General features: G+C 58.1%; 22 protein-coding genes and 1 tRNA gene. 13 read left to right on the forward strand and 10 right to left on the reverse strand.

The features are described 5' to 3' along the window. Nucleotides 1-44: 44 nt before the first annotated feature. The 3 genes from AC1Q67_RS08715 to AC1Q67_RS08725 form a co-directional block, all read right to left on the reverse strand. A complete protein-coding gene (locus AC1Q67_RS08715; protein ID WP_492234431.1) occupies nucleotides 45-917 on the reverse strand; it encodes a patatin-like phospholipase family protein in 873 nt (290 codons plus the stop codon). 131 nt (nucleotides 918-1,048) lie between these two features. Further along, nucleotides 1,049-1,810, reverse strand: a complete 762-nt coding sequence (locus tag AC1Q67_RS08720; RefSeq protein WP_492235684.1) for an N-acyl homoserine lactonase family protein — start codon at nucleotides 1,808-1,810, stop codon at nucleotides 1,049-1,051. A gap of 125 nt (nucleotides 1,811-1,935) precedes the next feature. Next, nucleotides 1,936-2,631, reverse strand: coding sequence for a HoxN/HupN/NixA family nickel/cobalt transporter (locus tag AC1Q67_RS08725; protein ID WP_492234430.1), 696 nt, complete (start codon nucleotides 2,629-2,631; stop codon nucleotides 1,936-1,938). Nucleotides 2,632-2,878: 247 nt separating this feature from the next. Here AC1Q67_RS08725 and AC1Q67_RS08730 point away from each other — a divergent pair, with 247 nt between their 5' ends. Next, nucleotides 2,879-3,859: a Bug family tripartite tricarboxylate transporter substrate binding protein gene (locus AC1Q67_RS08730; protein ID WP_492234429.1), complete on the forward strand. Its 981-nt coding sequence runs from the start codon at nucleotides 2,879-2,881 to the stop codon at nucleotides 3,857-3,859. A 286-nt stretch (nucleotides 3,860-4,145) separates the two neighbouring features. Here AC1Q67_RS08730 and AC1Q67_RS08735 read toward each other — a convergent pair. Together AC1Q67_RS08735 and AC1Q67_RS08740 are read right to left on the reverse strand one after the other, a co-directional pair. Further along, a tRNA-OTHER gene (locus AC1Q67_RS08735) sits at nucleotides 4,146-4,216 on the reverse strand. 410 nt (nucleotides 4,217-4,626) lie between these two features. After that, a complete protein-coding gene (locus AC1Q67_RS08740; RefSeq protein WP_492234428.1) occupies nucleotides 4,627-5,973 on the reverse strand; it encodes a class I SAM-dependent methyltransferase in 1,347 nt (448 codons plus the stop codon). Nucleotides 5,974-6,381: 408 nt separating this feature from the next. Here AC1Q67_RS08740 and AC1Q67_RS08745 point away from each other — a divergent pair, with 408 nt between their 5' ends. The 3 genes from AC1Q67_RS08745 to AC1Q67_RS08755 all read left to right on the forward strand — a co-directional run bounded on the left by AC1Q67_RS08745 (nucleotide 6,382) and on the right by AC1Q67_RS08755 (nucleotide 8,483). Continuing rightward, entirely contained in the window at nucleotides 6,382-6,852 is a 471-nt protein-coding gene (locus AC1Q67_RS08745; protein WP_235098037.1) for a hypothetical protein, read from the forward strand. Nucleotides 6,853-7,010: 158 nt separating this feature from the next. Beyond that, the gene (locus AC1Q67_RS08750; RefSeq protein ID WP_235098035.1) at nucleotides 7,011-8,084 is read left to right on the forward strand and encodes an NAD(P)-dependent alcohol dehydrogenase; all 1,074 of its coding nucleotides are present in this window, start codon (nucleotides 7,011-7,013) and stop codon (nucleotides 8,082-8,084) included. A 183-nt stretch (nucleotides 8,085-8,267) separates the two neighbouring features. Continuing rightward, nucleotides 8,268-8,483, forward strand: a complete 216-nt coding sequence (locus tag AC1Q67_RS08755; protein ID WP_235098033.1) for a GDCCVxC domain-containing (seleno)protein — start codon at nucleotides 8,268-8,270, stop codon at nucleotides 8,481-8,483. A gap of 130 nt (nucleotides 8,484-8,613) precedes the next feature. Here AC1Q67_RS08755 and AC1Q67_RS08760 read toward each other — a convergent pair whose 3' ends face one another. The 4 genes from AC1Q67_RS08760 to AC1Q67_RS08775 all read right to left on the reverse strand — a co-directional run bounded on the left by AC1Q67_RS08760 (nucleotide 8,614) and on the right by AC1Q67_RS08775 (nucleotide 13,108). Beyond that, entirely contained in the window at nucleotides 8,614-9,381 is a 768-nt protein-coding gene (locus AC1Q67_RS08760; RefSeq protein WP_235098031.1) for a Crp/Fnr family transcriptional regulator, read from the reverse strand. A gap of 804 nt (nucleotides 9,382-10,185) precedes the next feature. Beyond that, entirely contained in the window at nucleotides 10,186-10,986 is an 801-nt protein-coding gene (locus AC1Q67_RS08765) for a Crp/Fnr family transcriptional regulator (RefSeq protein ID WP_492234426.1), read from the reverse strand. A 139-nt stretch (nucleotides 10,987-11,125) separates the two neighbouring features. Then, a complete protein-coding gene (locus AC1Q67_RS08770) occupies nucleotides 11,126-11,578 on the reverse strand; it encodes a hypothetical protein (protein ID WP_492234425.1) in 453 nt (150 codons plus the stop codon). A gap of 738 nt (nucleotides 11,579-12,316) precedes the next feature. After that, entirely contained in the window at nucleotides 12,317-13,108 is a 792-nt protein-coding gene (locus AC1Q67_RS08775) for a DUF6629 family protein (protein ID WP_492234424.1), read from the reverse strand. 551 nt (nucleotides 13,109-13,659) lie between these two features. On the opposite strand from AC1Q67_RS08775, the gene AC1Q67_RS08780 reads away from it, so the two are divergent. The 3 genes from AC1Q67_RS08780 (at nucleotide 13,660) to AC1Q67_RS08790 (ending at nucleotide 15,180) form a co-directional block, all read left to right on the forward strand. After that, a complete protein-coding gene (locus tag AC1Q67_RS08780; protein ID WP_492235683.1) occupies nucleotides 13,660-13,794 on the forward strand; it encodes a DUF2933 domain-containing protein in 135 nt (44 codons plus the stop codon). Beyond that, nucleotides 13,791-14,444, forward strand: coding sequence for a methyltransferase family protein (locus AC1Q67_RS08785; protein WP_492234423.1), 654 nt, complete (start codon nucleotides 13,791-13,793; stop codon nucleotides 14,442-14,444). The genes AC1Q67_RS08780 and AC1Q67_RS08785 overlap by 4 nt, the downstream gene beginning before the upstream one ends. A gap of 79 nt (nucleotides 14,445-14,523) precedes the next feature. Then, nucleotides 14,524-15,180, forward strand: a complete 657-nt coding sequence (locus AC1Q67_RS08790; protein WP_492234422.1) for a hypothetical protein — start codon at nucleotides 14,524-14,526, stop codon at nucleotides 15,178-15,180. Here the strand turns inward: AC1Q67_RS08790 and ppk2 are convergent. Next, the gene (ppk2, locus tag AC1Q67_RS08795) at nucleotides 15,155-15,943 is read right to left on the reverse strand and encodes a polyphosphate kinase 2 (RefSeq protein WP_492234421.1); all 789 of its coding nucleotides are present in this window, start codon (nucleotides 15,941-15,943) and stop codon (nucleotides 15,155-15,157) included. The two genes, AC1Q67_RS08790 and ppk2, sit on opposite strands and share 26 nt — an antisense overlap. Before the next feature lie 425 nt (nucleotides 15,944-16,368). On the opposite strand from ppk2, the gene AC1Q67_RS08800 reads away from it, so the two are divergent. The 6 genes from AC1Q67_RS08800 to AC1Q67_RS08825 all read left to right on the forward strand — a co-directional run bounded on the left by AC1Q67_RS08800 (nucleotide 16,369) and on the right by AC1Q67_RS08825 (nucleotide 25,221). Further along, complete coding sequence (locus tag AC1Q67_RS08800; RefSeq protein ID WP_492234420.1) at nucleotides 16,369-18,468, forward strand: heavy metal translocating P-type ATPase; 2,100 nt, start codon at nucleotides 16,369-16,371, stop codon at nucleotides 18,466-18,468. 31 nt (nucleotides 18,469-18,499) lie between these two features. Then, a complete protein-coding gene (locus AC1Q67_RS08805) occupies nucleotides 18,500-19,495 on the forward strand; it encodes a ribose-phosphate pyrophosphokinase (protein ID WP_492234419.1) in 996 nt (331 codons plus the stop codon). Between the two features lie 27 nt (nucleotides 19,496-19,522). After that, the gene (locus tag AC1Q67_RS08810) at nucleotides 19,523-19,828 is read left to right on the forward strand and encodes a hypothetical protein (protein ID WP_492234418.1); all 306 of its coding nucleotides are present in this window, start codon (nucleotides 19,523-19,525) and stop codon (nucleotides 19,826-19,828) included. Between the two features lie 130 nt (nucleotides 19,829-19,958). Next, nucleotides 19,959-22,328: a phosphoketolase family protein gene (locus AC1Q67_RS08815; RefSeq protein ID WP_492234417.1), complete on the forward strand. Its 2,370-nt coding sequence runs from the start codon at nucleotides 19,959-19,961 to the stop codon at nucleotides 22,326-22,328. Nucleotides 22,329-22,336: 8 nt separating this feature from the next. Further along, complete coding sequence (locus AC1Q67_RS08820) at nucleotides 22,337-23,695, forward strand: MBL fold metallo-hydrolase RNA specificity domain-containing protein (RefSeq protein ID WP_492234416.1); 1,359 nt, start codon at nucleotides 22,337-22,339, stop codon at nucleotides 23,693-23,695. Further along, entirely contained in the window at nucleotides 23,692-25,221 is a 1,530-nt protein-coding gene (locus AC1Q67_RS08825; protein WP_492234415.1) for a thymidine phosphorylase family protein, read from the forward strand. Before AC1Q67_RS08820 ends, AC1Q67_RS08825 begins: the two co-directional genes overlap by 4 nt. Nucleotides 25,222-25,364: the final 143 nt, after the last annotated feature.

Consider the following 25,364-nt stretch of genomic DNA (forward strand, 5'->3'; position numbering starts at 1 on the left):
ATATTGCAGAGCAATATATCAATCGCGCTTCGCGCCGAACGCACTCAGTGCCGGTGCGGACGCATTTCGGCCGGGATGCCCGCCTTCCCAAGCCCGCCACCGGCGATCCATTCCTCGGTACTCTTGACGGCCCGCGTGATGTGGTCGTCTGTGCGGGTGAAGTCATAAGGCGAGCCGACCAGCGGGCACAGCGGCGGCACCACGCAATAGTCAATGGTCGACTCCAGATACTCCAGCTCGGTGGTCATCTGCCGCGAGATCAGCAGTGTCAGCGCGTGCAGTGCGGTTGCAACCGCGCCGACCGGCGGGTCCTGCCCCGCACAGGCAAACCCGGTCGGCATGATAATGAGCCGCTTTGCGCCCTTCTGGATGGCAACCCGGATTGGCGTGTTGCTCGATATCGCTCCGTCGGCCAAAAAACGGTCGTTGTGTCTGACCGGCGCGAACGCGCCCGGAATGGCCGTACTGGCAACGATCGCTTCGGCGGCAGAGCCTTCCGACAGCACAATAGTTTCGCCGGTCACAATGTCGGTGGTGACGATATGAATCGGAATGATCGAGTCTTCCAGTTTCTGGTACGGAAGATGATCCTCGATCAGCTTGCGGACGCCGTCATGCGAGATCAGAAAATCCCGCCGCCACAGAAAGCTGACGAACGAACGCGCCGAGACCGGAAACACATCCTGCCGTGTCAGCCCCCGCCAGATCTCCGCGAGTTTCTTGACGCCGTCCGGTGTCGGCGCGCCGGCATAGTAAGCGCCGTTCATCGCGCCCACGCTTGACCCGACCACGAGATCGGCCGTGACCCCATGCGCTGCCAGCGCCTGCATCATCCCGACCTGAATCGCGCCAAAGCTTCCGCCGCCCGCGAACACGAAAGCTGTCTTTGCTGAGGTGTGATCGTCTCTGCCGTGCATCGAGTTTCACTCGTGACTCGCCGATCCGCCGGCGATGTCCATGCGGGGCTCGCTCATTTTATATCAACGCCTTCGGACGGCGGGCAATCAAGATCGCTTGTTCACTCCCCGTCGTGAGGGCGATGGCAGCGCTAGGCGGTGAAGGATCGTTTCGGATTCTTGTGCAGCGCGACAGCATCGGCCTTGTCGCTGGCCTGCGGGTAAAGCTCGCGCACCATCGGATCGTGACCGGGAATGACACGGTCGGGATGACCGGCAAGGCGCTCGACGATCTTCCAGCCCTCCATCATGTCGCCGACGTTGTAGACGATCGGAAATGGATTGCGGCGATGCATGTTGCCGTAATAGTGCGCGGCGTCGGAGGCGAGCACCACGGGGCCGCGTTCGGTTTCGACGCGCACCACCTGAAGGCCGTCCGAGTGTCCGCCGACATGATGCAGCGTCACACCCGGGACGATCTCGTCATCCCCGTCATGAAACACGACACGGTCGCTGAACACATGGCGCACCATCAGCGTGACGTCTTCCGCGGAAAACGGATGCCGCAGCAGGCCGTGGCACATACAGCGGCCGGTGGCGAAACTCATCTCGCGATCCTGCAAGTGAAACCGCGCGCTGGGAAAGCGATCGAGATTCCCTGCATGATCGTAATGCAGATGTGTGATCACGACGTCGCGAATGCTGCCGGGCGCAACGCCGAACCGTTCCAGCGCATCGGACGGATTGATGGTCAGGTTACGCGAGCGCTCGCGCGCCGCGACATCGTTGAAGCCGGTATCGACCAGGATGTCGCCGCCTTTGCCCCGGATCAGCCAGATGAAATAGTCGAGGTCGGTGCCCTCGTTGTGGACATCCGGCGTCAGATAATTCTGATGCGGCTGGCGCCCCGTCATCGTCGCATAGCGGATGGCATAGATTTCGTGACGATGGGGCAAGGTGTTCCTCGTCGGCTGTTCTTTTGCCGGCACATTGCACACCGGCAGCTATGACGACAAGCCGCGCGACAGGATGGACGTCCCTACGCCAGCGCAGTGGAGTAGATCGTCATCGCGCCGATCCCGATGGTGACAATCCCGACAGCGGCCTGAAGTCCGCGATTGGCCCATGTCAGCCATCGCGCGGAAACAGCCAGCGGCACCGCAATCACTGTCGACAGCGCGCCCATCCCCAGCATCGATCCAACACCGAACAGCAGGATGTAGAACAGGCTGTCGAGCGGGTTCGTGAACTGCGAGACGACCAGCACCAGCAAGGCGGTCGAGCCCGCCATGCCGTGCATCAGCCCGACCAACAGCGACCGCCATCGGAAACCATGCCGATGATCGTGGCTGCTGCGCTGGTGCGGAACGGACTCCGCCGCATGACTGTGCAGATGAAGGTGCGCAGTTCCGTCGCCGTGCCGGTGCTGATGGAAATGCACGCGGTCGCGCCACAATCGCCACAGCACATGCGCGCCGAGGCCAACCAGCATGACGCCGACGGCGGTTTCCAGTGGGGACGCCAGGTGTTCGGGGATCGCATGGCCGAGCAGAATTGCCGCGCCGGCGAACATGAACAGGGTGATGGTGTGACCGAGCCCCCAGGTCAGCCCATGCTTGACGATGTCACCGACGCTCGATCGCCGGGCCGCGATGCTGGACACCGCCGCGATGTGATCGGCCTCTAACGCATGCTGCATGCCAAGAAGAAAGCCGAAGCCCAGAATTCCGAACATTTGGTGTGACGTCTCATCTCTGAACCGGCAGCGCACGCTCGCATGCGCTGTATGATATTGTCAATAAATCCTCATACATCAGGCCAATCTGGGCGGAGTCGCGCGCCTCGGAGCGCAAGGGCAGCGGCGAAACGTCCCGTTGTCGGGCGAGACGCATTGCAGGAACATGAGCGGTATTTTGCTGCGTAACGACACCCAAAGCGTCGCCTAGAGACGACGCAATCCAATAATCCCGGGAGGATCTGACGTGAAACTGAAACTCGGCTTGTACGCTTTATCTGCACTCCTGGCGGGCTCTGTCGCGGTGGCCGATCAGGCCCGGGCCCAGACATGGCCGGAGAAGCCAATCGTCTTTGTCGTGCCGTTCGCGGCCGGCGGCGGCACCGATGCCTTCGCCCGCCCGCTTGCTGCCCAGCTCGACACGCAACTGGGCACGCGCGTGCTGATCGAAAACCGCGCCGGCGCCGGTGGCACCGTGGGCGCATCCCAGGCATCGAAGGCCGCGCCGGACGGCTACACCTTCTTCGTCGGCGCGGCGCATCACGCCATCGCTCCGGCGATCTATCCCAATCTCGACTACAATCTCGAGAAGGATTTCGTACCGGTGGCGCTGATCGCGCGGCCGCCGCAGGTGATCGTGGTCAATCCTGACAAGGTTGCCGCCAAGACGCTGCCGGAATTCGTCGCCTATCTTCGCGCCAATCCGGACAAGCTGAATTACGGTTCCGCCGGCGCCGGCACCACGCATCATCTCGCCGGCGAGTTGTTCAAGATCGTGACCAAGACGCGCATTCTGCATGTGCCCTATCGCGGAGCGGGCCCGGCGATGCAGGATCTTGTCGCCGGTCACGTGCCGCTGGTGTTCGACGGGCTCGGCTCGTCGGCGCCGCAAATCCGCAGCGGGCAGTTGCGCGCGCTTGCAGTCGCGGCGCCAAAACGGGTGCCGGCGTTCCCGGATGTGCCCACAGCCGCGGAAGCAGGCGTGCCCGGTTACGAAGTCTCGACCTGGTACGGGGTCTTCGCACCGAAGAAAACGCCGCCAGCCGTCGTCGAACGCATGACCAAGGAGTTGCAGAAGGCGATGCAGACGGCTGCGATCAAGGAAGCGTGGGAGCGCAACGGCTCCGACGTTCCCGATGTTACAGGCGCGGCGTTCGGCACCATGGTGGCCGCGGAAACCGTGCGCTGGCAGAAGGTCGTGACCGAGGCAGGCGTCAAACTGGATTAACCCGTACAAGACGGGCGCACGCACAACGTCTCGCCAGTCCGGCATGCGATGCCGGGCCGGCGACACATCGCGGACAAACGCATACCGCCTTGGGGCTGCCGACCGGGCATGTCTCATAAGGTTCACAACTGCTGTAGTGGCGTTCAGATGAACAACACAGAGCCGGCCGCTGAAGAACCGGTGTCGAGCGCGGCCTGAAATCTAAAGTCAATCGGCCAGTGCCATTGCACTGCTCTGTGCCATCGGCATTTGGACACGGCGCGATTTGCGCGCGACCGGCAAGACTTGGCGATCCCGGGAAGACTCGAACTTCCGACCTACGGTTTAGGAAACCGTTTTCACCTCAACAACTCCAATAACTTACGACTGTCGTGTTGCAGATACGTTGCAATGGGACTGGCCACAGCCAATTTCCAGTCGCTAGTTAGCTGACCACGATGACCGCGGCCAAAGGCGGACATTCCCCGGAGTCCATTTTTTGCCCGCAACGAACGCCCACGTCTGTCAATGCGGCGTTAAGCTGCAAGTGCTTAGCACTCGGACTTGAATGGCCATCCCACAGTCGAATGCCTATCGCGAGCGAATGTCGATCGTAGTGTGCCTATTAATCACGGTCGTTCTGTCACTGCCGTCACACCAGTTGCTCCAGTTCACAAACGGTCGGCGACACGTCGGCATGGCTACGCTTCCTACCGTCATCCGATCATCAGTTTCAACTATTTCAATCTCGGTCGTTACCTAGAAAATGACGAGTGATAGGGGCTAAATCAACGCGTCACGTCGCCGAGGTGCGAGCGCTCCCAGTCAAGGACATAATCTCGGGTCAGCGGTACAGCGTCGATGCGTTTGCTCACCTGAATTTGGAAATTCAGCAGACCGCTATGGCGGAATCCTGCTTCGCAACCAGCCAAATAGAATTCCCACATGCGGCAGAAGCGCTCGTCATAGATCTCGGCGACGCTCTGCCGGTTCACATTGAAGCGGCGCCGCCATGCCTTCAAGGTTTCCGCATAGTGCAAACGCAACACTTCGATGTCTGTCACATAAAGTCCGGCCTGTTCGATGGCTGGTAGAATCTCGGAAAGCGCGGGAACGTATCCACCGGGGAAGATGTATTTGTTGATCCAGGCATTGGCCGCGCCGGGACCATCAGCACGGCCAATCGTATGGATCAATGCAACACCATCCTCGTTGAGGAGGTCCCTGACCTTCTCGAAGTATTCACGGTAATGTCCGACGCCGACATGTTCGAACATGCCGACCGACACGATGCGGTCGTACTGGCCTACTTCTTGTCGATAGTCCTTTAGGAAAAATCTTACGCTATCTTCTGCACCAATCTCGAAGGCGCGTCGTTGCGCATATGCTTGTTGCTCGGTCGAGAGCGTCAGACCTGTAACGTCAACGTCGGCAACCCGCGCAAGATAAAGACCGAGCCCACCCCACCCCGATCCGATGTCAAGGATCCGCTGGCCTGAGCGGAGCAAGAGTTTTGCCGCGAGATGCCGCTTTTTCTGTTCCTGTGCGCGCTCCAACGTATCGTCGGGTGAGACGAAATAGGCGCAGGAATATTGGCGATCGGCGTCAAGAAACATCTCATAAAGTGTGTCGGAGAGATCGTAATGGTGCGCAACATTCACACGTGCGACTGGAATGGGATTATGTTGGGCGATGCGTCGGACAAGATGCCTGATAACGGCGCGAAGGCGCTGTAGCCCATGCCCGCTGCCCCAGCCCATATTGGCAAAACAGAGAGCGAGGAAATCGTAGATATCGCCGTCTTCGACGACGAGCGCGCCGTCCATATAGGCCTCTCCAAAGGCCATATCGGGATTTAAAATCAACCGAGGAATTACGCCGGGATCAACGATACGAATGGTTATAGATGGTGAACCGTTGCCGATATGGTGCGAACAGCCGTCTGGCGCGACCATGGTCAATGCGCCCTTGCGGATAATCTGCTGTAGCAGTCCCCGCAGTAGAAACACGCCGGTGTTCACTCCAGTATTTTTGAGCGACTGGCGTGGGTTTGACCGCCTCATCTCATTTTCATCAAGCGGTTGGAGTCTGCTGGAGGTCGTAAAGATCGAGGAACGGTCAGACTGAACGCTCATTTTTAGCTCCGCCCCTGTCGACGACGACCGATTGGCAGTCAACTACCGGCCGCGGCTGAATTCTCTGATGCGGATTAAACAACCGCGCTCGACTACGAGCGCGATCCGGCACGCGCCCCGAACCTTCCCGCTCCATTAACCTCGGCGAACAGCCGAAACCGTCTGGCTCCCTGCGGCGTCGCCAAATAATCTGGAGACGAGCTTGCTCGTGTCATGCCGTCAATTGTTCTGATCAATCTTGCTTCTGCCGAAGCTGTTCGAGCAGACCGGGCTGTGTTTAACGTGGATTAACGTTTCGATCGCAGAAAGATGAAACATCATCGATATAGGCAGATTTCAGCGTTTGGATACTATTAAAGCCGCCATCCGCGCGAGATTTGCTCCTACTACAGGATCATGGAGAATCTCATGAAAGTCGCGTCGAAACTCCTCGCTGGACTTCTCGTCGTTAGCTCTGGCGCCCTCGCCCACGCGCAAATGCCCAGCGAACCGCCGGCGACGCCGTTGCCTCAAACATCGCCAAGTGGCCCCATGACGAGCAACAGTATGCAGGGCATGCAGCCTTCCATGAAAAAGATGCAGGAGCAGATGGCGAAGATACATTCCACGTCCGATCCTGTAGAGCGCCAGAAACTGATGACCGAGCACATGTCGACCATGCAAGAGGCGATGGGAACGATGATGAAGATGGGCGGCCCCAGCATGGGAATGATGCCTGGCGTCGGGATGATGCGGGGTGACAGTAAGAAGTCGTCAACCACGCGGGAACCGCATGATATGCGCGGACGCATGGGGATGATGGAAGAGCGTATGGGAATGATGCAGATGATGATGGAACAGATGATGCAGCATCAGAACATGATGGACCGTCGGCAGTAATTTACGTGGCGGGTATTGAAACCTGTTGCATGTCGTCCGGCCGAAGTCATTGATCGTCATCTAAGAAGGCTGCCTGATGAAAGCGTAGAAGTGAACAATGGTCCTACCGAGGCCATGGACACCTTGGCAGTCACCACGTTTGTGAAAGGAGACGTCTCATGGCGAAGATGAAGGCTGCCGTCTTTGTCGAACCTGGCCGGATCGTTCTGGACGAAAAGCCGATTCCGGATATCGGTCCGCTCGACGCGCTGATCAGGATCACGACCACGACGATTTGCGGAACCGACGTGCACATTCTCAAAGGCGAGTACCCGGTGGCCAAAGGCCTGACCATCGGTCACGAGCCAGTAGGCGTTATCGAAAAGCTCGGCTCCGCCGTTACGGGATTTCACGAAGGCCAGCGCGTCATTGCCGGCGCGATTACGCCAAGTGGCCACAGCAACGCGTGTCTTTGTGGCTACCACTCGCAAGATGGCGCGGGCACCAAGCACGGCTGGAAGCCGATCGGCGGATGGAAGTTCGGCAATACCATCGATGGCTGCCAAGCCGAATTCGTATGTGTTCCCGACGCCTTGGTTAATCTGAGTCCTGTACCTGATGCTTTGACCGACGAGCAAGTTCTGATGTGCCCAGACATCATGTCGACAGGTTTCGTCGGCGCAGAGAACGGAGATATTCGCATCGGCGACAGTGTCGTGGTCTTTGCTCAAGGACCGATCGGGCTTTGCGCCACGGCGGGCGCCAAGCTGAAAGGCGCCACCACGATCATCACTGTCGATGGGGTCTCTGAACGATTGGCAGTATCGCGCAAGCTCGGAGCGGATTTCACAATCGATTTCAAGAAAGTGAATCCGGTAGAGGAGATCATGAGGATCACTGACGGTCGCGGGGTCGATGTTGCCATCGAGGCGCTGGGTACGCAATCGACCTTCGAGGCAGCGCTACGCGTGCTCCGGCCGGGCGGCACGCTGTCGAGCCTCGGCGTCTACTCGACCGACCTCACCATCCCGCTCGGGGCCTTCGCAGCTGGGCTGGGCGATCATAAGATCGTAACGGCGTTATGTCCGGGTGGAAAAGAGCGGATGCGGCGCCTTATGGGTGTGATCGCTTCAGGCCGGGTCGATCTGACATCGTTGGTCACGCACCGCTACAAGCTCGACGATATCGAGAAGGCCTATGATCTTTTCTCTCATCAGAGAGACGGAGTGCTGAAAGTCGCGATTACTCCCTGATATCGGACGCAGCGCTTATGGCGGAGCTGACCATGTGATATGCGCACTGATGCGCTCGGATTCCTTAGTCAGTTTATCCAGCTGCGTGTTTCGGTAATGTCTCAGTTTGAAGATAAACTAGCAGAAAGGGGCCGCACGCCCACCATAGATGTGTTATAGTTAGCAACAAGCAGGAAGCTATCCGTGCGGCTGGAATCAACCCTTACCTGTCCGAAGTGCAACTATCAGGCTATCGAGACGATGCCGACTGATGCCTGCCAGTTCTTTTATCACTGCAAAGGCTGTGGAGCGAGACTAAGACCACTAGCAGGCGACTGTTGCGTATTCTGTTCTTTTGGATCTGTGCCGTGTCCACCGATCCAGAGCAGCACCAGCTGCTGTACGGGGAAGACCACTTAGATGCCCATAGCCCTAAAGCCGATAAGCGCTGGGCCGACGTCATAAGACCTGCCGTCATGATCGGCAGGATTACGACTGGCGATATCGAGTGCGGAGCCACGCATACAGTGTCAATACATGGACACCAATGTTAGGCAGACGGATGTCGGCCTGTCCATGAAAGGACCGTTTGGGGATCAATCCCAGCTACATCCACTAGCTTGTCGGGATTCAGAATACGGAGTCGTCGATAGTGGAACTCGACAATCTTTTCGTTGGAAAGGCCACGCAGGATCCGATTGACGTGGATCCCAGTCAAACCTGTCGCGTCGCCAATATGCTCCTGGGTTAAAGGAAGATGCATTTCCTCCGAACGATAGGCTGGCCACGTCATGCGATACCGAACATAGAGCTCAAGTAGGGAACGTGCGACCCGTTCGCGTGCCGAGCGCTGCCCGACACTTGAAAGGTGATCATATGCAAGATTCCGCTCACGCCAGACGGTCCAGGCGAGGCGCAATCCAATTCCGGGATGTTCCTCGATGAGTGGCCCGAGGTTTTCATGCGGGATGACGCAGACTGTGGCTTCCGTTAAGGCCTCAGCACCGTAGACTGCGACAGGTCCAGGATAGAGCCCAAGCAACGCCCCAGGGAGCACAAAATGGAGGATTTGACGACGCCCATTTTTGATCAGGCTATATAAGAATACCCATCCGTCAACGAGATGATAGAGCCCCGCACACGGTTCAGCCGGCCGAAACAGATCTTCACCAGCGTTAATTGTACGATCGCTCGACTTGTAGCCTGCAAGAACCTTCCGCACTTCCGAGGCACAGTCTCCGCACAACCCTTCAATACTTACCCGACAGGCGACACAATCAACCGGTAGTGCTCTTGATCTTCTTGGAAAACTCGCCATCGCTTGACCACCCACGTCGTCGCAGACGAACTCCCTCGCCTAGGGGGAGTGGGTGGAAGGCCGAATCTTGGAATTTCAATGGTTTCCACTTCAGCAATCCGAGACCTAAATTTGAGGTAGCACCTCTCCTTTTATTAAGACGCTTTGGTCTGTGTTATATTACACTTTACATAACTCCGATGTTTACATCTGGTGAGATTTGTTGGGATCACCATCGCCTCGTGATGGCGCCCGAACACTCACGGGGGTGGCATAGCGACTTTCGTGCACCCCTCGTCGCATCCCGCAGTGTCATCCCCCGACGATAGTTTCTCAAGCGTTCGGTTGGCCCACCGAAGCTACATACGAGCGCTTTCCTGCTTCCGAAACCGAGAAGCCTGCATCACGATCCCCATGTAGAACGCCTACATAACCCTCTGCACCGCAGTCATTTCTGAGACACGCAGAAGATAATGGAGGAATATGACGTGACCTCCACCAGACATGGATCACCTCAGGCGACAGTTTCCGAAGTGCTTCGGTAAGATCGTGTTCACCGAGCAACCTTCTCAAAATGCTCGTCGTCTTGAGAAAAGCTAAAGCGCTTCCATGACGGGGCAATCCGAGAGAGCAATCTGCTGTCACCGTCCCGATTTGAACGATCCAGTCTCTAATTATGATTCAAGATGGTCCCTTCTTAGGCAAACATGATGGCCGCTGCAAATCAGCAGCTCAAGGCTCGCACAATCGGAGCAGAATATCTAAATGCTGCCGACGACGCGACGCTAACAACATCGCAGCGTCGATGGATGTGAATGGGTGAGACTAGTAGAGGAAACGCTGGGCATTTTCCTCATTCAACAAATCACTATCGATCCATGCCATAGCAACACGCGGATCGATTCCAGCAACATCAACGAGTCTGTCCGGATTTAGGATACGAAGGCGTCGATAGTGAAATTCAGCCACCCCTTCCTTTCGTAAATTTCGCAACACCCGATTGACATGAATGTGGGTGAGACCCGTTGCGTCACCAATGTGCTCCTGAGTCAACGGCAGATACATTTCCTCGCTGCGATGTCCTGGCCAACGCAGCCGACATCGAATGAACAGTTCGAGAAGCAAGTATGCCACCCGCTCTCGTGCGGAACGTCGACCCATACTGGACAAATGGTCATAAGCGAAGCTACGATCTTGTGAGATGAGACCTGCAAGCTGCATTCCGATCTCAGGATTGCTCATAGCAAGACGCCCAAGATTCGAATGCGGAATGATGCCGACGGTCGCATCGGTAAGGGCCTGCGCGCTATAATTCATCACTGAACCCTGTGTAGGCATAAAGGCCAGCACGGCTCCTGGCAGGGCGAACTGGAGAATTTGCCGACGACCATCTTCCATCAAACTATACAGGGCAACCCACCCGCTGATGAGGCTGTAGATTGCATCGCCTTTCTCACCGGCGCGGAATAGATCACATCCCGCCTTAATCTGGCGATCTGTTGACCTATAGCGGTCATCTATATCCAACCCGCGCGTTGCGCGGTCGGCATCAAAGTCATCCCCGCGCACCGGACTGGTTTGACGATTTGAGGAAATCTTTCTTGCCACACTCATCAAGCTTAACATCTTTCGACTCCCAAAGAACTGAGCACACATGTCTCATCAAGGACGGGTTCGAGAACCGAGACCCGCAGCATCTATTGCCTTCCGGTCGAACGCTGCTCACCCGCGAAACCAGCGATGGCGTGTTCGATCGAGAGCTTGATCAGAGAGTGATTCTGGGGGGTCGAAACTGGCTATCCGATTGAATCGAAGACAGGTACGTTTGGGGGAGTGGAAAATCCAATTTCAAAATGAGGCTTTGAGCAGCGGACCAGCCCGTAGCAATCATACCTGCCGTACAACCAGCACAGCACGAGCCGACCTCAAGACCATGACGATAGCCTGATTCCTCATCAAAACGAGCGACAGTTATAATTGCAGGCTTGGCAACAGAGGCGACTATAGCCGGCTGTTTTGCAATCAACTTAGTCGCGGCTTGCGTAACATGTGGTGCCGACTTATCGCCATCTTGGCATGCATACGAGGGCATGACGGTCACAAACGTAAACAAGAGCAGGATCGCCGCGACAAGCGATGCCCACTTCAGCACCGTTCCACCACGCTCTAAAAGCGAGATTGCACTATTGGGCCGATTTGGCGATGGCAAGGCTAACATGCCGCGCTCGTTCAATTTCCGAGGACACAGGACACACTGCAATTTCAATAATCGTGTCCGCCGCCCAGTGGCTTGATCTGTATCAATTCGCGCCGGTCGTGCAAATCTTATGTAATGATGTGCTTGATGTCTGATCGAGATTAAGGCCAGAAGCTTGGGTTTTGGCTATCTTTTAAAAATGTTGGGTACATATAGGAAACTCGTGACCGAGAATGCATCCGGCCAGTCGGCAGTGCCGACTGCTGTACTGGTGATGAATTCTGGGTCCACATCTCTGCTATGTCCATTTTTCGGCAAGTGTGACGGTATCTTGCTCATCAATGCGGCCAACGGCTCCAAAGAATTTCGTCCACGGAAGCGATCGGACGCCGAATCGATGTGTGACCTCATTCTGGAATTGAAGCCCAGGCGAGTGATTTGCGGATTCATCGATAAACCCGAAAAACAGCGGCTACACGCCGCTGGTATCGACGTTCGTCTCGGCGCTTGTAGTTGTACCGTCGATGAGCTTGTGACCTCGTTTTCCAGTTTACCAAGGGCTTGATGGACTGGCTCTCGTCGCGAATCCTTCATGCATATATAGCGAAATTGATATGTGGCGAACCCGCGCCGCAGCTACAGCATGATGTTGTCCGGAGCGCATTGTCGAATCCCAGCTGACCCTGGTTCGATACGCTAACCGTCCTTCTTATGTTGCTGCCGGGTATGCGCCCAGATTGCTGCTGGCAGCTTTGACAATCAGGCGATTTGTCCGGTGGCGTGAGCCCTCGGTGTTCGCGGACGCCAGCCACCCCCGAATATTATCCACACCAGATAGAGGGACATCAGCGCTCCGCCGAAACAGAACACAGAGATGTAGGCGTATGAAAAAAAGAGATAAGTGACGATCAAAACCGTGGCAACTAACAGTCCGAAAATCCTGATGTTCGCCTCGCGTGATAAAAGCAATGATCCCACCACGACGGCAACGTAGATTGCATAGGTCGTGTGGCGACCGATGATATAGTCAAAAAGCTCCTTGCCCTCATAGACAATGACGCGCGGTAGGAACTGCGTCGTGAGCCAGTCATTATGTGCAAAATAAGGGAAGTATTGCATGGCGCCGAGCATGCCGCCCACAATAGCGAGCACCAAGTAAAGGGGTTTGCGTCGCTCGGATTCCAGGAAATACACGGAGAATGGAACCCAAACCGGCCACGCAAGCCAAGAGAAAAACATGTAGGCCAACGAAAATTGCGCGACCAAGGCAGCATTCCCGTTTGCCATCCAGACCGCACCTTCAAACCCCTGCTGCAAACCGAATAGAAGAGGAAGAGCGGCAATGGGGAGATACCTGCGATCAGTCTTGTAGGCACGAACCACGCTAACAGCACCAGCCAACACTAGAACTGCGGCGGCAGTGAAACTGGCTTCGGCCGAAAAGCACATGAGGATATCCTTCATCGCCACCCGCGAACGATTGCACCTAATCTGGCGATATTTTGAACGAGCAATGGAGATTTCTCCAAATTGCCGGTGGAGGTCAAACACTTTCCGATCTCACTTACCAGTTCAGTTCGGATGTGCCTCGCATGATCGGAACTTCTATTCTGGCCCCTCGTTTAGCCCGTCATGGTCAAATCAGAAGGTAGCCTGCTGACGGGGAGCCCGGCCCCCGCGTATCTGCACTCACTGGCCGCCGTGCCGGCGCCCATCGGAGCGTATCGAAAGGGACGACCTATGTGTATGCCATCCTGAAGGAGCCATCGGCGTCCGGGATTTGGCAGCGGCTTCACACTAAGCAAAGTTTGTTTAACCGAGATTAAATACGCCGGTGCCCGGTCGCGATACTTTTTCACGAGAGTTTCGACATCGAAGATAATCGACGACGGACTCAAGAATTGCAGAGTGACGCAATGAGCTTTGGCTGCGCGTTGCATACGCTGGTTGTTTTATGAAAGAACCGCATGTCACATCATGATCACGCAGACCGACCTTCTGGGCCAGAAGGCCGATTTCTGACGTCACGAACCGGTATTGCCCTTCTGGTCCTGCTCGCGATCGCTGGATTTCTGCTCTTCACGGAGCATCGTGCCCACGTCCTGAATTGGGGGCTTTTCCTCTTGGTGCTCGCTTGTCCGCTCTTGCATTTGTTCATGCATGGCGGACATGGAGGTCACTCGCGGCATGATACCGGATCTCAATCGGATGCCGGGACCAAGAGGGATGGCACATGAGCGACGCCGCGCCCGCCTACGGTCTCTGGAGCTTGGTCATCGTCAATTCAGTGATCTTCATCTTCTTCGCTTATAGCTTCTTCAAACCGCAAACGGGCCGCGACTGGCGATCGTTCGGAGCATTCAGCGCATTTATCGTCGCGTTGTTCACCGAAATGTACGGGTTCCCGCTCACAATCTATTTCTTATCAGGCTGGCTCCAGAGCCGGTATCCCGGCATCGATTGGTTCTCCCATGACGCCGGGCACCTTCTCGAAGAGTTGTTCGGCTGGCAGGGAAACCCGCACTTCGGTCCATTTCATATTCTAAGCTTTGTTTTCATCGGCGGCGGGTTCATCCTGATTTCAGCGGCCTGGAAGGTGCTCTACGAAGCCCAGAAAAGTCATAGCCTGGCGACCACCGGACCCTATAGCTACGTTCGTCACCCGCAATATGTTGGCTTCGTCTTGGTGATGTTCGGATTTCTTCTGCAATGGCCGACCATTCTGACGCTTGCGATGTTTCCTTTCCTAGTCTGGATGTACGCCCGCCTCGCACGGCAAGAAGAACGAGATACATCGTCTACCTTTGGCAAGTCCTATACTGACTATGCCGCGCGCGTGCCTGCCTTTATTCCGCGTCTAAGTCGTATCCGTCAGTCCGCCGCCTAGGCTCGGTCGAGGCAGAGTGCTGAGCGTAGCGCATAAGCTGGTTGCCAAGGAATCGCGTTGACATGTGAAGGCGGGTGACATGAGAGAACAATCACGACGACTCGCATCGCGCTATTGGATCACATCCAAGAAGCATTTCGGCTTTGTCGTCGTGCTGCTTGCCGTGGTCATCCTGACATGGAGTCCTGCGAAAGCCGCGGAAAGCGATGACACCAAGTCGGCGGGTGGGTTGACTGTCTATCTCGGTGTGGTACCGGCCGAAATCATTAAAGGCCCTGGACCTCACTTGGCCGAGCGACCGATGCATGGCGGAGCGCCGAAGGGCCAGCACGAACACCACGTCGTTGTCGCGGTCTATGATTCCGCTAGTAATATACGAATCACGGATGCGACCGTGACCGCAAAGATCTCCGGGATCGGACTCTCGGAGAAAATACTTGAGCCCATGACAATCGCCAATACGATTACCTATGGTGCTTACTACAACGTGTATGCCGATCTCTACACGATCAGCGTAACGGTTCAGCGTCCAGGTTCACAAGCTGTGGTGCTGGACTTCAAATACGATCACCGCAGCCCTGATCGCGGACCGATCGCAAGCGTGAAACCAACTTTTGGCGAGACAATTGAAATAAATGGGTCGTCATATCGTCGTCGATTGGCCTACACGGTTCATGTTTGCAATGATCCCTGCTCGTGCTGTTTCACGTTCACGTTGCGAGCAATCCTGCTTTAGCGTGCGCTTCGTCGTAGGTAAAAATTACATTGGCATCCGGCACCGCCAGATGCTCATTCGTCTCGGGGCAAGCCAGACGCGCAAGCAGATCGCGGATCACGTTAAGACGCGCGACACGTTTATCGTCGGCGCGAACTACAATCCATGGAGAGATAGGACTCGACGTTCTCGCCAACATCCGGTCCCGAGCCTCGCTATAACCCTCGAAGTGTTTCAGCGCCACCTTGTCGATGGGGCTCGTCTTCCATTGCTTTAGCGGATCGTCACGGCGAGATCGAAGACGTTTCTTCTGTTCTTTTTTACCAATGTCCAGATAATATTTTAGAATCTGAATTCCTGAACCGATGAGCATTTGCTCGAACGGAACGACTTCCTCCAAGAAGCTCTCATACTCACGATCCGTGCAGAATTCCATTACCCGCTCGACACCCGCTCGATTGTACCAACTGCGATTGAAGAGCACTGACTCCTGGGCCGAGGGCAAATGCGGCACATAACGCTGAAAGTACCAGGAGGCGCGGTCTCTGTCAGACGGCTTGCCTAGCGCTACGACGCGAGTTTCGCGCGGACTAAGGTGTTGGACGATACGTTTGATCGTGCCGTCCTTACCGCTCGCATCGCGACCTTCGAATAAGATCAAGACTTTGTGTCCATGCTTGATAATATGCCTTTGGACCTTCACGAGCTCAACTTGGAGCTCGTGCAATAACGCCTTATATTTTGCATGGTCCTCTGAAGATCGGCTCTTTGCTTTCTTTGCCATTGGCTTACTCCAATTTGGGGACTGCTGAGTAATCTCAGTTGTGCCCCGTGTAGCTATTCACGACAAACAGGAACTGACGCAGGCCGATATCGTTTCTTGCTGCGAAGGGCTTCGTGCCCGCAAGCGCTGGTACGTGGAACGCGTGATGGTCGGTTATTAGCCCATCTCCACTTGATCGGCCTCCTTCTCTCCGAGTGCGGCATCGCATGGCCCGGCGAATGAGCAAAGAGGCTGTCAGTGTTGAGCTTGCCTACGAGATGAACGATCGGCAAACTTAACCTTGATCAAAGACATGCTTTGGGGAAGCAGCGACCAAACAGACCCCGCATGAAATAGCGCTCGCGTCTCACGCGGGCCAAGCTTCGTTAAACATTCCATGGGCGCCATATTCTCCCGAAGGCCGTAACAAACAGCAGGTGCGTAAAATGACCTCCGATCGGCCTCATACCCACCACCACGATGGTCATGCAGTCGGCCGACGGCCAGACGACCATACCGATGCCAAGATTGTGGCCGCTGCCGGCTCCAGCCATTCCGAGCATGCCGGGCACGGTGGCCACGACCACTCCGCAATGGTCGCTGACTTCCGCAAACGGTTCTGGGTCACGCTCATTCTCACGCCGCCGGTTCTGCTTCTTTCGCCAATGATCCAGCACTGGCTAGGCATCGCCCAAAAGCTCGCCTTTGCTGGAGACGGACTGGTTCTATTCGCTCTTTCGACGATCGCCTATGTCTATGGCGGGTGGCCGTTCCTTGTGGGCTTTACGTCCGAACTGCGAAAAGGGCAGCCCGGAATGATGACCCTGATCGCGCTGGCGATCTCGGCAGCCTACTTCTTCTCGGCCGCCACCACTTTTGGCTTTCCGGGAGAACCGTTCTATTGGGAGCTCGTGACTTTGGTCGCCATCATGCTTCTCGGCCACTGGGTCGAGATGCGCTCCGTGATGGGTGCATCGCGCGCACTTGAGGAACTGGTCCGCCTGCTGCCCGACAGCGCAACAAAAATCGACGCCGACGGCTCAACGCACGAGGTTTCCATCTCCGCATTGCAGCCGGGGGATCGGGTTCTCGTCCGCCCTGGCGCCAAGGTACCCGTAGACGGGACGATTATCGAAGGATCATCCGGCTTCAACGAGGCGATGCTGACCGGCGAATCCCGCCCGGTCTCGAAGACGGTTGGCGCCACCGCTATCGGCGGCGCGATCAACGGCGCCAATGCCGTGACCATCGAAGTGACCGCCACCGGCGATGCGACCTATCTCGCCCAAGTCATCGATCTCGTGAAGAAGGCGCAGGCTACAAGATCGCGGACACAGGATATCGCCAACCGTGCTGCCGCCTGGCTGACCTATATCGCTCTCGCTGTTGGCTTCGGCACGTTCTTCATCTGGTGGCTTGTGCTCGGTGCGTCGCTCCAGTTTGCGCTCGAGCGCATGGTAACCGTAATGGTCGTCGCCTGCCCGCATGCGCTCGGCCTTGCCGTTCCACTCGTCGTTGCCGTCAGCACGTCGCTTTCCGCCGGGAACGGACTTCTGATCCGCGACCGTGCGGCGTTCGAGCGGGCGCGTAACCTCAACGCGGTCGTCTTCGACAAAACCGGCACGCTGACAGAGGGCCGTTTTGGAGTCAGTGACATTGTACTGCTCACCGGCGGCAGCGAGGACGAGGAACTCGCGTTCGCAGCCGCAGCCGAGAGCCAGTCCGAACACCCAATTGCCCACGGTATCGTCGCCGAAGCAAAGAATCGCGACTTGACCGTCCCGAAGGCAAGCGATGTTCGCAACATCACCGGAGAAGGCATCGTTGCCAATGTCGATGGTCAGGACATCCGTATCGTCAGTCCCGGCCACCTCGCCAGGCAAGGCAAGGCGATTGACCACGAGCGGCTCAAGCAATTAGAGAGTCAAGGCAAGACCGTCGTCGTTCTTGTCCGCGCTGAAGAGCCGCGCGCGCTGTTCGCGCTTGCCGACATTGTCCGGCCGGAATCGAAGGACGCCATCGCGGAATTGAAGGCGCTCGGGATCAACTCCGTGATGCTCACTGGCGATGCCAAGGGAGTCGCCCAAGCGGTGTCTGAGGAATTAGGCATAGCTGAGTATTTCGCCGAGGTGCTGCCGGACCAGAAGTCCGAGAAGATCGAGGAGTTGCAGGCCCGCGGCCTGCAGGTCGCCATGGTTGGCGACGGCGTGAATGACGCGCCGGCGCTGGTCGTAGCCGATCTCGGGATCGCCATCGGTGCCGGTACCGATGTCGCCGTGGAATCCGCCGACGTCGTCCTAGTCAGGAGCGACCCACGCGATGTGGCCGCAATCCTCGGCCTGTCGCGCGCCACGTACCGCAAGATGGTGCAAAACCTGATCTGGGCGACCGGTTATAACGCAATTGCCATCCCGATGGCGGCCGGCATCACCTTCGGAACGGGTTTCCTCATGACCCCGGCCGTCGCCGCCGTCTTCATGTCGGCCAGTACTGTCATCGTTGCCATCAACGCGCAGTTTCTGCGTTTCTACAGGCGGCACAAATGAAGGCGTCGCCGGATCAAACGAGCAGACGGTCATGCGCCTGATTCTGCCCCTACCCGGAAACGAGACCTTCGCCCGCCATTTGGCAGAAGCCGGAAGATGGGAGCTTGGCGAGATCGAGACACGCCATTTTCCCGACGGAGAAACCTATGTGCGGATTCTATCGGATGTCGCGGACCGACGCGTCGATTTCGTCTGCACACTGGCGCGACCGGACGACGGCTTCCTGCGTCTCGTTTTCGCGGCCGATGCGGCCCGGTCGCTCGGCGCGCGCGAGGTCACGCTCATTGCGCCTTATCTCGCCTATATGCGGCAAGATCGTCGCTTTCTTACCGGCGAGGCAGTAACGTCAAAAACCTTCGCCCGCCTCGTGTCCTCGACCTTCGATCGACTGGTGACTGTCGATCCACACCTTCATCGCTATCCCGCTCTTTCCGCTCTCTACACGATCCCAACCGAGACGCTTCATGCCGCGCCACTTCTCGCCAACTGGATCGCGGCAGAAGTGGAAAAGCCTTTCATCATCGGGCCAGATGAGGAAAGCAACCAGTGGGTCTCGGCCATTGCAGCACGCATCGGCGCACCCTACACAGTGCTACGCAAGATTCGCCATGGCGACCGCAGCGTCGACGTCGAACTCCCTGATCTTTCGGAATGGCGTGGGCGGCAACCGGTTCTCGTGGATGACATCGCTTCCTCCGGCCGCACGATGATCGAGGCGGCCCGGCAATTGCCACTTCAGGGGCTGCCACGGCCGATCTGTGCAGTAGTCCATGGTGTCCTCGCCGACGACGCCTACGAGCGTCTTCAGGCCGTCGCACAGCGGATCGTCTCCAGTGACAGTGTTTCGCATCCGAGCAATGCCATTCCCCTCGCGCCGCTGATTGCGTCCGCCATCGCGTTCGCGGATAAAGCCGAGGAGGACTTGATCCGTCACCGTCGGCCACCGGAACCGCTGGATGAGGTTGAGCGAGCGGGCATGGACTCCTTTCCGGCCAGCGATCCTCCGCCATGGACGGCCGGACGATGATGCCGAAGCCCCTCCGGAGAACGGCATGTGAAGCAGAGCGACCCCGTTGCGGCATCCAATTCTCGTTTGAAGCGGGCAGAACTGGCGTCATCCTTTGGCTCCGGCCTTCTCGGCCTTGGGCTGGGAGCGATGGCGTCGCCCTACATCGCCGATTTAGCTCTATTCGTGCTAGTCACAGGAGCTCTGATGCATGGCTGGGGCATGTACGACAAGCACGCGACCGAACGCGATCTTGGGCGACCGGAAGTCGTCTGGATGAAAGCGCTTTACCGGTCGTGTTGGCTTGTCCTGGCTGGGCTGGCGACCTTGCTCGTTTTCAGGGTCCTCTTCTAGACAACCCGATACGAGCTACGGAGCAATTCTGCCAACAATCATTCGACCCGGCCGAGTGGTGTCAACTGCGACGTCGCCTAAGCGGAATGCCCGGACACGGAACACAATCACACAAGCGTGGGCAGGAAGTATGAGCGAATTGAAATCGGCAGCATTCGAGCAATGGCGGAAGGGTTACGGGCCGATTCAACACAGCGCTGAAACAGCCGATCGAATTGCCAACTTAGCAGCATCCGCACCGCTTGATGCCGACACGCTCTACAACCTACTCGCCGCCGCCGACCGGCTGACCTGCGCGGCGATGTGGACCGTCGTCCATATGACCTATGCCCGCCGGGTCGATCTGTCCGGCGCCCCATTGCCGGCGGACGCCTTCAAGCCAACCCCCGAAGGCCATACTGGCGGCTCACTCAATATGGTTCCAGCCTTCGTCGGCTATCTCGCCGCCAACTCGATCACCGCAACGACCCGCTCCTGGATAATGGGGCAAGGTCATTGCGTCGCCGCGATCGAAGCTGTCAATGCGCTGACCGGCGATGTTTCGCCGGCACAGAAAGGCCGATACGACCGGACCGAGAAGGGCCTCTCTCAACTCGCCGCAGATTTCTATTCCTATGCCATCGATGCGGAGGGTAGCGCCGCGGTCCCGCTCGGGAGCCATGCCGGTCCCAACACCGCTGGCGCGATCTCCGAAGGCGGCTATCTTGGCTTCGCGGAAGTCCAATACATCCACATGCCGCTTCCGGGGGAGAGCCTTATCGCCTTCCTGAGCGACGGTGCTTTCGAGGAGCAGCGCGGCTCCGACTGGACGCCCCGCTGGTGGCGCGCCGAGGATTCGGGCCTTGCGATCCCCGTCATGATTCTCAACGGACGCCGCATCGAGGAGCGCGCGCAGATCGCCCAGCAGGGCGGTTCCGATTGGCTCGCAGCCCATCTTCGCCATAATGGCTTCGATCCCTTCACCGTGGACGGACGTGACCCAGCCGCCTTCGCCTGGGCGATCCTCACGGCCGAGGAGCGTCTTGAACGCTTCGCCGCCGATGCCGACCACACCTATCCCGCACCCATGCCCTATGTGATCGCCGAGACAGTCAAGGGGTTCGGCTTTCCGGGCGCTGGCACAAATGCCGCGCACAATCTTCCGATCGATGGAAATCCGTTCCGGGACGAAGCGGCGCGACGCGCCTTCAACGAAGCTTGTGCCACTCTCTTTGTATCACCCGAAGAGATCGACAGCGCGGTTGGCGCGCTTGCCATCCACGATCATCAAAATCGACCGCCCGAAAGCAGGCATTCGCTGGCAATCCGCCAACCGCCGCCGCCTCAGCTTCCCGAACCCGAATGGACTCGCGCGGGCGAGCCGCCCGACTGCGCCATGCATGCGCTCGATCGCTGGTTCGTACGCGTCGTCGACGCCAATCCGGACCTGCGACCGCGAGTTGGCAACCCCGACGAGTTGCGCTCCAACCACATGGGCGCGACCCTTAATCGCTTGCGGCATCGCGTCAACGCGTCGGAACCCGGCGTCGCGGAGGCAGTGAATGGGGCCGTCATCACCGCGCTGAACGAGGAAGCAGTGGCGGGTGCGGCGCTTGCCAACAAAGGCGGGATCAACCTGATTGTCAGCTACGAAGCCTTCGCTATGAAGATGCTTGGAGGTCTGCGTCAGGAGATCGTTTTCGCCCGGCGGCAGCGTGAGATCGGCCAGAAACCCGGCTGGATTTCAGTCCCCCTCGTCGTAACCTCCCATACTTGGGAGAACTCCAAGAACGAGCAGTCGCACCAGGATCCGACGATCGGAGAGGCATTGCTCGGCGAAATGTCGGACACCGCCCGTGTTATATTTCCTGTCGATGCCAATAGCGCCATGGCGGCGCTCCGTTCGGTCTACCAGGGGCGTGGCCAGGTAGCCTGTCTCATTGTGTCGAAGCGCGACATGCCGCACCGGTTCGACGGTGAAGCCGCGAGCCGCTTCGTCACTGAGGGTGCGGCTCATATCGACGGCAATCCCGGCGAACCCGACCTGCAATTGGTAGCGATCGGAGCCTATCAGCTTGAGGAGGCGCTCAAGGTGTCACAACGCCTCTTGGCGCGCGGCCTCAAAGCCCTCGTGACGGCGATGGCTGAGCCGGGTCGCTTCCGTGCGCCGCGCGATCCGATTGAGGCCGCCTTCACCGCGAGCGACAAGGATCTTGCCGCGTTGTTTCCTCCGCAGCTTCCCCGCGTGATCGTCACGCATACGCGGCCTGAGCCGATGCTCGGCCTGTTGCGCCGGCTGGACGGCGGCCCGACACGGACGGTCGCACGCGGCTATATTAGCCGCGGTGGCACGCTCGACGTCACCGGCATGCTGTTCGCCAATCGCTGCACCTGGGCTCACCTGATCGATGCAGCGGCCGCGCTTGCCGGGTGGCAGCGCAACGAATTGCTCACGCCAGCCGAACGCGACGCCATCGACGGACGGGGTGACCCGGCTGATCTTTTCCAACCCTCGATCTGAAGGCCGTCATGCTCACACTCACCTCACTCGGCGGTGCAGGAACCGTCACCGGCTCGAAACATCTTCTCTCTCACGGCGGAAAGCGCATTCTGATCGACTGCGGCCTATTCCAGGGCTTGAAGAATTTGCGCGAGTTGAACTGGACGCCATTGCCGATCGAGCCTTCCAGCATCGATGCTGTCGTCCTGACCCACGCCCATCTCGACCATTCCGGCTATCTGCCCAAGCTTGTGCGCGACGGTTTTCGAGGCCGCATCTTCGCAACCGACGCCACGCGCGATGTGGCCGAGATGATCCTTAAAGATAGCGGCTATCTTCAGGAGAAGGATGCGGAGTACGCCAACCGCAAGGGATTCTCGAAACACAAGCCCGCCTTGCCGCTCTACGGCATTCACGACGCGGAACGTACGGTTGAGTTCTTCTCGCCGATCCCCTTCGGCAAGACCGTTCAGCTTCCGGGTGGCGCGGTGCTGACATTCCGTCATGCCGGGCACATCCTGGGTGCCGCAACCGCTGACATCGAATGGGCTGGCCGCCGCGTTGCCTTCTCCGGCGATCTCGGACGCTATGACGATCCGGTGATGCTCGATCCCGAGCCGATCCTGAAAGCCGATTACATTGTCGTCGAATCCACCTACGGCAACCGTGTCCATCAGCCGGGCGACACCACAGAGCTTCTCGGCGCCGTTATCGAGCGGACGGTCCAGCGCGGCGGCACCGTCGTGATCCCAGCCTTCGCCGTCGGTCGAGCACAATCTCTGCTCTATCATTTTTGGAAGTTGAAGACCGCCGGCAGACTTTCGAACATTCCGATCTATCTCGACAGTCCCATGGCGATCAACGCGACCGATTTGCTTCACGCGCACCGTTCTGATCATCGCCTCACACCGGAAATCTGCGGCGCGATCTGCGGAATTGCAATTTATACAAGAGATGTCGAAGCTTCCAAAGCAATCACCGCCAGCCGTTATCCCAAGGTGGTGATCTCCGCGAGCGGTATGGCGACCGGCGGCCGCGTGCTCCATCATCTGAAGACATTCGCGCCTGATCAGAAAAATACGATCCTGTTTTCCGGTTTCCAGGCCGCCGGGACGCGAGGACGAGCGATGTTGCAGGGTGCTCAGGAGATCAGGATCCACGGTGAATGGATTCCAGTTCGCGCGGAGGTCGACGATCTAACGACGCTCTCGGCTCATGCGGACGCCAACGAACTGATGCGCTGGCTCTCAGGCTTCCGTCACGGCCCCTCGCGTGTCTTCATCGTGCACGGCGAGCCCGAAGCGGCTGAGGCGCTACGCGTTCGCATCGACAAGGATCTCGGGTGGAACGCGACCGTTCCCCGTCAGGATCAGGCGTTCGATCTATGACCGCCCTCGAACCGAACGACGCAGTCGCACAGCCGACGCTCCGCGCCAAACGTCTTGGCCTCCATACCCAGCATCAGGCGGTTGTCATCATGCGCACAGACTGCCATGTCTGCCGATCGGAGGGCCTTACCGCAAGATCGCAGATCCTCGTTTCGACCAACAGCCGACAAGTACAGGCAACCCTCTTCCAGGTTGAGGGCGACGGATTAGTCGCGCACGACGAGATTGCGCTTTCGGAGACCGCCTGGACAATCCTCGGCATTGTTAACGGCGAGGCCGTGAAAGTCACACACGCCCCCGCGCTCGAATCGCTGGCAAGCGTCCGCCGGCGCATCTACGGCAACCGCCTCAACACCTCCGCCTTTGCGGCGATCGTCAAGGATGTCGTGGCGGGTCGGTACACCGACGTGCATCTTGCCGCTTTCCTGACAGCGGGCGCTGCCCTGCCTCTGGATGAGGAGGAAACCGCCGACCTGACCAACGCGATGGTCGAGGTGGGCGACCGCATGCACTGGGATACCCCGATTGTCATTGACAAGCACTGTATCGGCGGTCTGCCGGGCAATCGCACCACGCCGATAATTGTCGCGATCGTTGCGGCACATGGCCTTATCATGCCCAAGACCTCTTCCCGCGCGATAACCTCGCCGGCGGGTACGGCTGACACGATGGAGACGCTTGCGCCAGTCGACCTCGACATTGCGACGCTCAGGCGTGTGGTGGAGGCCGAGGGCGGCTGCATCGCATGGGGTGGGGCGGTGCATCTCAGTCCAGCCGACGATATCTTTCTGCGCGTCGAACGTGAACTCGATATCGATACGGAAGGTCAGCTCATTGCTTCCGTGCTGTCAAAGAAAATTTCCGCTGGCTCGACCCATGTGGTGATCGACATTCCCGTCGGCGCGACCGCAAAGGTCCGCAGCGAAGAGAGCGCCGATCACCTTGCTAAGCGTATTGGCATAGTCGCAGCACGCTTCGGCCTCACCGCGACATGTCTCCAGACCGACGGGTCGCAGCCCGTCGGCCGGGGTATCGGGCCGGCCCTTGAGGCTCTCGACATCCTGGCTGTCCTTCAAAATGCACACGATGCACCGGACGACCTTAGGAGGCGCGCCGCGGCGCTTGCGGGCGCAGCGCTCGAAATCGGCAGAAAAGCCGAAAAGGGCGAAGGGACTCGGCTCGCGCTCAAAACGCTTGCCGAAGGTTTAGCCTGGACGAAATTTAAGGCCATCTGCGAGGCGCAGGGCGGCATGCGCACACCCCCGACCGCCTCCAACGTTCACCCGCTTGTGGCGCCGCATGCAGGACGTATTGTCCATATCGACAACCGAAAGCTCGCCCGACTGGCCAAACTCGCCGGAGCCCCCGAGGCCAAGGCTGCCGGCGTTCGCATGGACGTGCGGCTGGGCCACGAAATTGATAAGGGCCAGCCAATGCTTCATGTCCATGCCGAGACGCGCGGCGAACTCGCTTATGCTCTCGAATACGCTGCCCGGTCCGGCGATATCATCAAGGTCGAACCATGAGGTGATTGTGGACGGGTGCAATCGCATCGTTCTCGCTGATGTCTTGGCACACCTCGATCGCCTCCATTGCTTTGCTAGTGTCGAGCTGATGTAGATAGTAAATACTCGCCGTCTGGTCATACAAGCCTTGTCGCGCTAGAAGG

The sequence above is a fragment of the Afipia sp. GW823-FHT06G09 genome, assembly GCF_058794875.1.